The sequence below is a fragment of the Sphingomonas silueang genome (assembly GCF_040049155.1).
In the GTDB taxonomy this organism is placed as follows: Bacteria; Pseudomonadota; Alphaproteobacteria; order Sphingomonadales; family Sphingomonadaceae; genus Sphingomonas; species Sphingomonas silueang.
The window spans coordinates 18,762-30,178 of sequence record NZ_JBDZDK010000035.1 but is presented as its reverse complement, the minus strand read 5'-3'; the positions used below and the strand labels follow the sequence as shown (position 1 = coordinate 30,178).

Here is an 11,417-nt window from a genome sequence, read left to right as displayed (position 1 = left end):
TCTCCACGGCAAACATCCCTGGCCGCTCCAAAAGGAGCAGCCTAACCAATGGCCGGCTTTTACACCGCCGCGCTCAGCAAATCGCAGGCGCTCCATTGGCCTGGTTTGTCACCGCCCTCCACAAAGCCCAGGCGCATCAAGCCCACCGGCTTTCTGGCTCTCGCGGGCGTACCAATCACCAAGCTCAGCACTGAGGTTGGTGCTCATCTGCATGCTATGCGTTTCGGCATAGCTGATATCTTGGGAGAGCTGCTGTGCCCTCTCACGCGACTGGCGCGCGCGCTCCTCGAACGAATGCGCCCGGGCAAGGGCCTCTTCGCGGGAAAGCGACGAAGTGCGACTGGTGCTGCCGCGAGCGAACGTCCCGGAGCGGTTTGTGTCGGTATCGCCGATGCTTGCGCCGTTGGCGACAGTGGTGTCGTCGCGGACACTCTGCGTCGTCGAATTGCGATCATCAGTGCCGCGAGATTGATCCGCGTTGTGACTGAGGCGGTCGCCTTGGATCCCGGTCTTGGAGACCTCTCCACCAATCGAGGGAAGAGCACCAACGGCACGACCGAGCAATCCGCCTCGGCCCGTCGTTGGAGTGTTGGCGCCTGCCCCTTCCGGAGCAGGACTGGAACGGCGACCGCCACCCCCGCCGATGCTGGCTCCGATCGTGCCACGAACAGTGTCGATTGTCTCAGCGCTACGATTGTTGCCGTCGGTAAGCCGCCTCGATTGCGTAATGGCGCTTTGATCCTCGAGGCCGGTAGATGTGCCCTGACTGTTACGGACGCTCTGGTCGACGGTCGCAGTATGCTGCGAGGTTGATCCCGTTTCCCAGCCTCGGATTTGCTCGGCAGAAACCCCGGTGGCCCAACGACCCGTCTGGCTATATGTCGTCAACGCCGCTGCAGAGGCCTCGTCACTTTCAGCAGATCGGTCATAGGCGCTCTTCGTGGTCTTCATATCCGAAAGGAAGCCCGCATTTAGGGTTGGCGTGCTCTCAAATCGACTAATTGCCCCGTTTGTATCAATTACGGAGTGGCCGTTGCCATAGCTGCTTGCGGTGGCACCATTGTCAAATCGGAAGCTCGAACCGGCAGCACCCGACGAAAACATGGGTGTGTCTTGCCAATTGTTGCTTTGACGCATGTTCGATGTCGAGTTGGCGAAGCTCGTGTTGCCATAAGAATAGTTGCCGGTCGTCTGCTCGGCCGCAGCCGCTTCAGCTGCGTTCTGAGCCGGGTTGAGGACCGATGTCGCCTGACCCGAGATACTCATCGCGCCCTTGGCGAGACCCGCCGCGAGGAAGGGCACACTCATCAGCATGAAGCCGGCGATCGTGGCCGTCTCGGCATTGACGGCGCCGATGCCCGCGAACGTGCCTAGCGACATACCTCCTTCCGCTGCGCCTTGGGCGGCACTGGTGGCGCGCGTCATGCAGATCATGTGGAGGATGACGTACAGCGGCCCCCAAGACGCGAGGTAGAAGAACCCGGTCAGATAGCCCTTGAGCGCCCCGACCCCCGTTTGAGGCATCAGGAAGAGCGGGAAAATCACCGGGAACATCGCGTAGAACACGACCGTGAGCACGATGTTGAGGATCGGAACCCAGCTCATCGCCTGTTGGGCGATCGAGTTGTACGTGTTGCGCGCCTGAATGTCCGCCCGCGTCGTGGCGAAGGTATCGATCGACGCCGCGCCCGGACCACCGGCCATCCCGTCGCGAGCCTGCATGAACGCGTTGATCGCCGTGTTCTGCCGCATCACGGCTTCGTAGTTGGCGCTCGAGGCGGTGAAGGCCTGATTGACGATCGGAACATCGGCACGAAGCTTAGCCGAGGCGACGGCGGTCGACAGTTTGGGGAAGGCCTGCTTCGACCAGATCGGCGTGTGCGCCGCGATCATCGGCGTCCATTGCTCTGAGAGCAGGTTGTAGGCGTTGTTGCACGTGATGATGTCGCTTGTCACCGACGCACCGTTGCGGCTGACCCAAGGCTGCGACCGGGCGACCGAACCCGGCCCCATCGCGCTCCATAGGTCCTTCGCGTTCGCCAAGTCGGTCATCGACTTCTGACCGAGCATGATGTCGCCGAACACGCAGTTCTTGAAATGCGCCGACAGGTTGGTCGCAAACTCGGCGTCGCGGATCTCGAAATTGCGCGTCGCGTCGAAAAGGCGCGCGCCATAGACCATGCCGTTAGTTGAGTAGTTCAGCTGGCTTGGCATCGTGAAAACCGTCTCGGCCGTGCGGGTGAGCCAGTCACCGACCTGACTGGTGAAGCTCGCGATCACGCCCAGCCCGAGGGGCACGTTGGCAACGGTGGCAGGGGCCAGCGACGGGTTGATGCGGTCGGTCACCTTCACCGACACGGTAGGGACCATCAAGCACATGTAGATGAGCGTCGAGCCGATGAACCAGTTCATCCAGACGCGGACGTTCATCGTGAAGGCGACGCACAGAAGCGAATAGATCAGGCCGAGGACCATGACGACGCGAAGGAGCGAACGGTAGCCGCCCCCTCCCGTCCACGCTGCGACGGCGTTGAACGTGTTGACGATGTATTCGCCACCGCCGATCGTGAAGACCTCGACCATGCCGTTCGTCCTTAGTTGAGGCCCTGCGCGCTCAGCCCGCGCGAGAAATTGAGCGAAGCGGCCATCGCCGGCGACATGCTGTTCTGCAGGGTCGATTCCAGCATCACGGATTTGTTGATGAGGAAGATCGTCTGATTGAGCTTGTCGTTCAGCTTGAAGTCGCGCTGCGAGTAGCGGTCACGTGCCGACGCCAGCTGCTCGCGCCATGCCTTGCTGACGTCGACGTCACCCGACTGGACCTGGACCGATGACTGGCTGATCCGATCGAGCATGTTGTCGATCATCGCCGAGAGCATGTTCACAGCGACGATCTCGGCAAGAGCGTTCGTCTCACCGGGATTAAAGCTCTGGTGTGCCATCGCTTGGACCGCGAGCATTTTGTAGAGCGGGATCGTCGTCATATTGAGGAGCTGCTGCTCCCCAACGTCGAGCGCGCTGTCGGTGCGGATCTTCGAGTTGATCGAGTCGATCATGCCCTTGATCTTCGTGCGAAGTCCGGTCGCGATCTGAAGAGTCTGTTCGGTGACCTTGAGGCACTTCAGCTGCTCGTCGCACTTCAAAAACTTGACCGGTTGCCCGCCCGTGCCCGTACCATCGAGAAGGGCGGTGACGACCGCCTCCTCGGCAGGCCCATGAAAGACCACAGCCGGGCCGCCGTCATCGCCACCCTTCGGGTTGACGATGATCGTGCCGACGAGGGTCATCAGGTATTCCGAGAACGCCTGATCGAAGGTGCCGAACTTATTGGACTTCTGGATTGCGTCCCAGGTGTAGTTGCGCGGCGTGCCGGCCGCATTCTCCGCCACCTTGGGATCGGTGTTGGCGTCGATCGTCGACTCCTGCTTATTTCCCGGTCCGCACTCCTGACGGGACCGCGCCCAGTCGGAGAAGATGCCTTGGCTGTTGCCGATCGCCGCGCAGACGTTGGACCGCGCTCCGGCCATCTTCGGCCATAGGCCCCCCACCAGGCCCTGCGCTGCCTCGCACGACGAGATGTTCATCTGGTTCATCTGCTGCGCCTTGTTGGCCATGCCATCCATGACCTTGCCGATTTCGGGCGAGACGCTGTCGATCGCGAGCTGGAACGCGAAGCCGAGCGCGTTGTTCGCGGTCGCCTTCAGCATAGCGACCATCTCGGCGCCGTTGATGAACGAGAAGGAGCCGGTGAAGATGTCGATGCCGCCACACCCGGCGCGCACGCTCGGCATCTGGAGATTGAGGGGCTGCACGCTCTTTTGCGGGAAGCGGGTCCAGACATTGCCCATCGAATAGTATCCGGCGCTCTGGCCCTGATATGCGCTGGGGCCAGTGACATTGGCGGCGCCGCCCGCGTCCTGGAAGAAGCTATTCATCTGCCCGGCGACGTCGGCACGCGCGATGTCGACCGGGATCATGCTCGCGGCCCCGAGGCACGCGACGACCGCGGCGGACCGCCGCAGGAAGACGCGGAAGGGGGAGGGGCGGGGTTTGCAGGTGGTAGCGGTCATCAGAAATCCTGACCCGGCTTGGTGTTGGTGAGCATGAAGATCCGCTCCATGACCTCGTCGGCCGACATGACGCCGAAGCCGATGGGCACGGTCTTGCGGGTCACGGTGTCGAAGAGGACGAGCGCAGGCGTGGCCAGCGGCACGCCCATGCGCTCGCGCTGGCCGCTGTCGACCACGTAATTGGGGAAGGTTCGGCTCGGACCGCCATCGGTGGAGACGGCCATCACGGTCATACGATGACTGTCGGCGACCGAGCGGAGGATCGGAGAGAAAACCTCGCACGCGGCGCAGCTCTGCGCGAAGAAGTAGAACATGCCGTACCGCTGGCCGATACGAGACAGCGCCTGATCGCGCGTTGCGCTGCGGTTATCGGTCCAGGCACGCTTGCCGACGGTGGAGACCGGTCGCTGCAGCGTGTAGTCGATGTCGGGGTTCTGCCAGAGCGCGCGCTGCCAGGTGTCGGAGAAGGTGGAGGCCCGATCCAACTGCTCGCGCTGATAGCGCACATAGGCGATGACGTTGGCCTCGGTCGGCTCGAGGATGGCGCGGTTCTTCAGCTCGTTGAGCTGCTTGGAGATCGCCTTCATCCGGTCCGTCGCCGAGGCTTGAGCCTGCTGGGCAGCTTGCGGCGACTTGGTGGGGGTCTTCGGACGCTCGCAATAGAACCACTGCCCGAGGCGGCGCTGGCCGCAGTAGAAATCGTCACCCTGAACAGGCGTATCGACGCTTGCCTCGAGGACGTCAGGCTGCACCTGGTCCTCGCTCTCCGCGTCGTCGCCGGCATCGGCCATCGCCGCTGATTGGAGGTCGAGCGACTGCGCCCCCGCCGGCGCCGCGACCGGCGCGGCAGCTGCGAGGAGCATGAGAAGCGTGGCGGCGAAGCGGCCGCGGCGGTTATCCCTGATCGTCATCATCGTCGTGCTCCCCGTCGAGCTCAATCATTGCGAGTTGAAGGACGTGCATCATCCGCGCGACGTCGAGCATCTTGGTGCCCTGATCGAGCATGCGGACGATCCCACGGAGGTGGCTGCGGCCGTGCTTGCGGCCCTTGATCGTGGCGCGCATCCCGCTGTCGCGGCGCACCAGCCAACCGGCGTCGACCATACGAGGAAACGATCGCTCGATCTCTCGCGGGTCGATCTGACAGTCGAACCAGTGCCCGACCGTCTGTGCGACCTCGCCGGCTGACGTGCCCCGCCCGGAGCGGTGGATCCGCAGGAAGATGGCGAGGTCGAGCACCGACATGTCGACGGCGCATGGTCCCCCCGGACCTTCCACATCATTTGCCCCCGTGAAGGTCATAATACCCCTGAATTATTTGCTGGATGTCGGTCATGACACTGACCTCGTCGGGCAATTTCGCGGCGTCCATGAACTCGGCATAGACCTCCGAAAAATCCATTTTCGACAGGTCGAGGCGCTGAAACTCCTCGATGGTGAAGCCCTTGCAGGTCTCGTCCTTGGGCTTGCCCCACGGCTTGTTAATCTGCTGGCGGCCCTGCTCCTGCAGGATGCGGGATAGCTTGCTGCCGAAGCAGCAATAGGCGTCCTTCGACGTGACGCAGATGCCGAGCACCTTGTCCGAACAATAGGAGCCAACCTTGTGGCACAGCCCCTTGTCGTCCTTCTCGTCGAGTTGCTTCTCGGCCGAGCTGCACAGCCAGGGCGTCAGCAACGGCACACCCTTGCCCGAACAGCAGTTGGACGCGCCAAAGATCTTCTTGTTGCAGGTCCCGCGCTCGCCGGAAAAGACCGTCAGGTTGTTCGGATCGAACTGCTTGCCGGCGTCGCCGATCGAGTGAAGCGCGACGAGCGCGTCCTTGAACTCGGTCGAGGCTTCGCGCTCGATCTGCTCGCAGTTGCCGTTGAGGCAGTAGACGTCGTTGCCGCAGACATACTGCTTGTCGGTCGACGCCGGGTCATCCGGCAGCGGGCAGCTATAGACGCGCTGCGATACCTTGCAGGCCCCCGACTGGGGATCGTCGAGACATTCGTCGCGCAGGAATTTGCACTGCTTGTTGTCGTCCAGCGAGCCGCAGTCGCTCGCCGGTTCGAGCCGCTGGCAGGTAAAGGTGCGCGACCAGGCCCAGCAGCTCTGCGTCACTGGCACGCCTTCAATCGTGCGTGTTTCAGGGCCCTCGGTGCACACCTCGGCCGCCTGCGGCGTGCAGCTGGTGTCTGCGGCAAGCGACGGGCAGGTGCCCTCGTTGCGGGTGACGGACACGCTGACTTCGCCTTCCTTCTTCAGGTAGACCGTGCCGGTGCGAAAATTCTGGTGGCTACCCGTGTCACTGGCGGGAAGCTCGCTCGAACAGGAATAGAGCTGCGCCGTGCCGCTCAGCTTGCCCTTACAGAATTTGCGATAGTCCTCGACGTTGGTGCCGCCTGCGCCGAGTTCGATCTGCGCGTCGCAGATGTGCTTCGACACCGGCTCGGTACGGCAGACGCCGGACGCGGTCCGCGCCTGCATGACGCTATTGCGGGCAAAGCCGTAGCCCTCGTTCTTGTCGAGGACGCCGTAGTAGAAATAGCGGGCGGTGTTGACGACGTGCGGGACCATATTGCCGCGGCAGATCTCGTTGGCCTGCGTGACCTTCGAGCCCTTGTTGCAGGTCGCTTCGTAATAGCCCTTCGAGCCCACCGATGGGGGAAGCGCGGTGCAGGTGCCTTGGCTTCCGCCAATGTCCTGCCCGCCGAGATAGGTCTCGGGATCCTTCTCGATCGCGGTGCCCCGCGAGGTCGCAGCGAGGATTTCGGCATTGCTGAAGCTCGGCCGCGTGCCGCCCTTGTCGGTAACGGTGCCATAGGCGTCGCTCGTCGGCGCGGCGACCTTCCCATCCATCGTCAGCTTGTCAGGATCGTCGAAATAGCCCTTCTCTGGCAGATCGGTGCCGCCATAGCCGGGAAGCTCCTGCAGCTTCAGCTCATTCGGGCCGAGGCTATCATCGGCGCGCATCGCCTTGCCCATGGCATTGCCCTGCTGACGCGCTTCTTCGATCGTCGTCTGCGCGATGACGCCGCTGGCGCCACCCACGAGGACTGCGAGAAACAGGGAGGCGGCGACCCGCTTCATTTAGCTGGCCTTCGCCATGTTGCGCAGCGCGACCGAGGCAACACCGGCACCCGGTCCGCGCGCCGACACGAAGGTATCGAGCACATAGCGGACCGAGACGTTACCGGTGATGCGATCGTGCGCGGGCACCGCGGTGCGACAGTTAAGGCCGGAGCACAGGTCGAAGTCGGATGACACGGCCACGTAGGTCGGCACGGCCTGAACGTCGAACGCGCGGAAGAGGCGGGGATCGATGCCGACGTTCGAGAGCTGGTCCTTCTCGGTCACAACCTTGCTCAAGGCCTCGCTGAACGCCTTCATCGAATTGCCGGGAAAGCCGCGAAAGACGACCACCCCTCCGGCCTTCGCTGTGTCGGCGATCAGCTGGCGAAGCGCCGGCACCGGCATCGACAAGCTGGCGAACGCGATGAACTGGGGCGCGTCGCCGCGACCCGTCGACGAGACGTTCTGGCTGGCGCCCTTGATGATTTCATCGAAATCGAAAGCACCTTCGCCGTTCACCGGCAGGTCGGCTTTCGCCAGCTCGACGAGGTTTCCGGTGGCCTTGGTCTGAACCGCGACGGCTTCTTCGCGGAAGGCGTCGCCACGATTGCGGACGTGGTCGGCGAACGTCTCGGCATCGCCCTGCATGGCCGCCGAGCGCCGCTTGATGGCGTCGAGATCCAGACCGTCAACGGTCTGTGCGATTGCCTGAATCCCGCCGATCGTGGCGACCAGAGCGAGGACGATGGTGAAGCGACGCATGTCAGTGGTTCCTCACAGCACGCAGCAGTTGCGCTTGCGCCAGACGAGGTAGCCCATGTCCTCGCCCTTCACGGGGAAGGCCCGGCCAGCCTGCGGGGGCATGGTCGAGGCACCGAGAGGCGAGCAGGCATACTTGCCACTGACGGTCGGGATCGGGTTGGTCATCTGGACGCGGTATTGCTGCTTGCGCAGCACCGGCATCGGGTACTTGTTGCAGAGGCCCTTGGAGCCCATCGTGCCCCACGCGAGGCCCTCGCGGTGGATCTTGAAGGCGAAGCGCGCAAGCGCCAGGCGCGACGCCTGAACGTGGCCGATCGAGGCAGCGATGTTGCCGTTGACGGGGTACATCGGTCCCTGACAGCCAGCGCACCAGAAGGTCGCATCGAGAGGCAGCTTGGCGGTCGCTGCGATGCAGTCACCGGCGCACGCGGCCTGCGCGATCGGTGAGGAGAAGAGCACCGCCTCAGGATTGATGAGCGCGGTGAGAGAGTCGTCCTGCCAGAGCGGATCGACCTCGGTCATATAGGCGATGTCGAAGGACGATTGCTCGAAACAGGCGAAGTCTGCGAGGATCTCCATCCAGTAGAGCAGCGGATATACGTACCAGTGGACATGCCACTTCGACGTGTTCTGTCCGTTCCCACCTTTCTGCGACGGCCCCGACAAATTGCCCTGTCCGATGTCGAAGCCGGGCGAGATCTTGGTCCCGCCGAGGTTCACGAAACACCATGGCTTCGTCGACACGTCGGCGAGACGCACCGGCTCCCAGAAGCCGGCCGAAATACCGATGCGCGGGACGGGTGATCCGCAGGCGCAGACGGGCAAGCTGGGGTTGTCTGTATCGGGACGATTGCTCGGCCAGATCTTGAGGCCACCCACCGAAAGCGGGAACAGGCACGACCAGCACACATCCGTGATCGGGTTCACGAACTTGCCGGTGCACTTCGACTGCGCCTCCGCGCGCGGGCTCAACACCGCCGACAGGGCGAACGCGAAGAGCGCGAGGGTGAGGAGGCGCAGGCCTTTCACGCGGCCTCCTCCGGCGAAGTGGCGGCGTCGAGGTAGGCGTTGTCCGCGCGGTTCTTCCGGAAAACGTAAAGCGCCGTGTGAAGGGCCGTCGTCGCGAGGACGGCCGCCACCACGAAGGACGCGGGCCGACCAAAGAGCTTCACAAGCGGAGAGATGGCGAGGACGCCAACCGCAGATGCCACGCACAGGAACTGAAAGGTGCGGCGCATACCGCGCAGCTCGGCCGTTTCCGGCGCTGCCATCGGCGTCTTCAGGAGATCGAGCCACAGAGGCATCAGCTGTTTCCCTTCAGCTTGATTTCGGAAAGCTTCATGACGCGGCCGTCCTGCACGGCGACGGCGGGTGTGTGCCGGATGCCGAGCTTGCCCGTCAGGCGACCTTCCTGATCGAAGTAGAAGCGGCGTTGCCGCGCCGTCATCTCCTCGAGGGGGGAGCCACTGACGAGGATGATCTTGGCCTTGAGGTCGCTGTATTGGGCAGTCGCCCACGCCATCTCGGCCTTGTTGTCACCGTCGACGAACACCAGCGCCTGGGTGACGGCCGTGAAATCGAGCGGGTTCACGGTCTGACCACGCCGGGCGATGTAGTTGCCCTTCTGATCCTGAACGTCGCGCTCGATCGTGATCGTCGGGTCATAGGCCCAGGTCCGCGCTTCGGTCGCGGGAGTGATACCGGCGACGGGTTTCGGACGCCGCACGCGGGCCTCCGCCCTGCGAGCGAAGGCCGCATTCATGCGATCGATGTCGCCGTTCGCCTGCAGCCGCTGGAGCTTTGCCTCGATCGTGGCGAGCAGATCCGGCTCCACGATCGGGAATGTCTGCCCGACGATGCCATGGTCGCTCGCGCGGGTCGCCGAGCTCAGCGAAACAGAGAGGAGGGCGACGATCGCGACGGACTCCAGCGCCCGCTTCACAGGATCGGCTTTCCGACGCCGACGATCTTGTTCGCGCACGCGAAGCCGATCGCCGCATACCGGCTGTCGAAGCCATCCTTGTGCGGGCTACCGACGAAATAGCAGTCACGCGGAATGATGCCGGTCGGGCCGGGCACAAGTCGTTCGCCGAACTTTGTCAGCGGTTTCATGTGCGCGACGAGCTTACCGGCGACGATTACGTCAGCGCCGCGATGCTCAACCAGGTCGCCCGGCATGCCATAGACGATCTTGCCGAACATCTGCTTCTTTGCACCGAAGTGCCGAACGACGAGCGGCGCGGCAGGAGGCACGAAGAAGACGTATTCACCGCGCGCCGGCGTCGCAGTTTTGTGGATCACGAAGGCCCAATTCGGCAGCGACTCTGACGAGTTGATGAGCAGGGCGTGCGTGTCGCGCCATTCCGCGAGTGCATTGAGCGACGCGCCACCAGCGATGAAAAGGCCGAGCGCCGCCCAAAGCCGTTTCCTCGGCCGAAAGCGCTCAGTCGGCGCCGGTGCGCTGACCGCGTTACTGGCCACTGGGACCACCAAAGGTCGAGACGCTGGCGCCAGCAGCGCTAAGGTCGGGGGCCGGGGCGGGGACCGCTTGAGCCGTGTCCATCCCTACCGCGCCGAAGGGCGATGGGGCGGGAGCACCAGTCGGCATTTGCGTGACTTCAGGCGCAACGGCGACGGGGGCAGCAACGGGAGCAGTCGGAGCCTGTCCACGCATCATGGCACCCATCTGAGCGGGAGAGGCGGGCTGCGGCACGCGGATGCCGGCCGAATAGACGGCCTTGGCGACCTCGCCGGTGATGTCGGGGACGCTCTTCGACAGGACCGCCTCGCCGACGAGGACGACCTGCCCTGCGGCGCCACGTCGCTGAAGCTCGGTATCAAGCGCCGCCATGAAGGTCCGCATCTGCGCCTGCACCTGCTCGGGTGGCGTGGCACTGCGGGCCTGCGCCTGCACGTATTCGCCGACGATGCGCGATAGGTCCGCCTTCACGATGTGCTGCGGCTTCTCGGCCATGACGGCCTTGCTGATCCACATGGCCCAAATCAGGGCGAGGAGGAGAGCCGCACCGGTGAGGAGCTGCGGCATCGTATAGCCGGCGAATACGGCCCGCCGCGTCACCGCGCGCCCCGATGCACGAACCGGCGTGGTCTCGAGGCCGGGCGACAGGCCAAGGCCATCGTCGTTGCGGTCAATACTCGATGCTTCGGTCATGCTTGGCGCTCCCGGGCGGCAGGGTCGCGCGGCAGGATGGCGTGCCGGCGGAAGAAGATGAGGGCGGTCGACAGGATCAGGTGAGCGATACCCACCGTGATCTTGAACTGATCGACGCGGTCAGATCCGGCCGCCAGATAGCGACTGGTCATGTTCTGGAGGTGGTGCATCATCCCATCGAGCGACAGGCCGCCCAGGACGAGGAAGAAGAGCACGAAGAGCCCCCACGTCATGAGCAATGTGGTGGCGAGAAAGCCCGCCATGTGCAGCCCGAAGTAGAGCAGGAAGCCATAGTCGACCCGTCCGGTCCTCTTGGGCGCGGCGAGCGGGAGAAGGGGGTTTGCGTGCGTTGCCATGA

Annotated in this window: 12 protein-coding genes; all 12 read right to left on the bottom strand. The window is 63.8% G+C overall.

The window, feature by feature from the left end:
• Positions 1–108: 108 nt before the first annotated feature.
• A complete protein-coding gene (locus tag ABLE43_RS20425; RefSeq protein ID WP_348979977.1) occupies positions 109–2,583 on the bottom strand; it encodes a conjugal transfer protein TraG N-terminal domain-containing protein in 2,475 nt (824 codons plus the stop codon).
• Between the two features lie 11 nt (positions 2,584–2,594).
• Complete coding sequence (locus ABLE43_RS20420; RefSeq protein WP_348979979.1) at positions 2,595–3,977, bottom strand: conjugal transfer protein TraH; 1,383 nt, start codon at positions 3,975–3,977, stop codon at positions 2,595–2,597.
• 92 nt (positions 3,978–4,069) lie between these two features.
• The gene (locus ABLE43_RS20415; RefSeq protein ID WP_348979976.1) at positions 4,070–4,984 is read right to left on the bottom strand and encodes a conjugal transfer protein TraF; all 915 of its coding nucleotides are present in this window, start codon (positions 4,982–4,984) and stop codon (positions 4,070–4,072) included.
• Entirely contained in the window at positions 4,965–5,315 is a 351-nt protein-coding gene (locus ABLE43_RS20410; protein ID WP_066708155.1) for a hypothetical protein, read from the bottom strand. Before ABLE43_RS20410 ends, ABLE43_RS20415 begins: the two co-directional genes overlap by 20 nt.
• A 34-nt stretch (positions 5,316–5,349) precedes the next feature.
• Positions 5,350–7,143, bottom strand: coding sequence for a conjugal transfer protein TraN (locus tag ABLE43_RS20405; protein WP_348979975.1), 1,794 nt, complete (start codon positions 7,141–7,143; stop codon positions 5,350–5,352).
• A complete protein-coding gene (trbC, locus tag ABLE43_RS20400) occupies positions 7,144–7,887 on the bottom strand; it encodes a type-F conjugative transfer system pilin assembly protein TrbC (protein ID WP_198356604.1) in 744 nt (247 codons plus the stop codon). It abuts the gene before it with no gap.
• Positions 7,888–7,899: 12 nt separating this feature from the next.
• Complete coding sequence (gene traU / locus ABLE43_RS20395) at positions 7,900–8,916, bottom strand: conjugal transfer pilus assembly protein TraU (RefSeq protein ID WP_310103679.1); 1,017 nt, start codon at positions 8,914–8,916, stop codon at positions 7,900–7,902.
• Positions 8,913–9,191 (bottom strand): hypothetical protein, encoded by a 279-nt coding sequence (locus ABLE43_RS20390; protein WP_066773532.1) that lies wholly within the window; start codon positions 9,189–9,191, stop codon positions 8,913–8,915. The genes traU and ABLE43_RS20390 overlap by 4 nt, the downstream gene beginning before the upstream one ends.
• The gene (gene traW / locus ABLE43_RS20385; RefSeq protein ID WP_066773540.1) at positions 9,191–9,829 is read right to left on the bottom strand and encodes a type-F conjugative transfer system protein TraW; all 639 of its coding nucleotides are present in this window, start codon (positions 9,827–9,829) and stop codon (positions 9,191–9,193) included. The genes ABLE43_RS20390 and traW overlap by 1 nt, the downstream gene beginning before the upstream one ends.
• On the bottom strand, positions 9,826–10,377 hold the full coding sequence (locus ABLE43_RS20380; protein ID WP_425475297.1) for a S26 family signal peptidase: 552 nt from the start codon (positions 10,375–10,377) through the stop codon (positions 9,826–9,828). Before ABLE43_RS20380 ends, traW begins: the two co-directional genes overlap by 4 nt.
• Positions 10,358–11,059 carry a TrbI F-type domain-containing protein gene (locus ABLE43_RS20375; RefSeq protein WP_242120152.1) on the bottom strand — a complete coding sequence of 234 codons (702 nt, stop codon included), beginning with the start codon at positions 11,057–11,059 and terminating at the stop codon, positions 10,358–10,360. The genes ABLE43_RS20380 and ABLE43_RS20375 overlap by 20 nt, the downstream gene beginning before the upstream one ends.
• Entirely contained in the window at positions 11,056–11,415 is a 360-nt protein-coding gene (locus ABLE43_RS20370; protein WP_198356600.1) for a hypothetical protein, read from the bottom strand. Before ABLE43_RS20370 ends, ABLE43_RS20375 begins: the two co-directional genes overlap by 4 nt.
• Positions 11,416–11,417 lie beyond the last annotated feature (2 nt).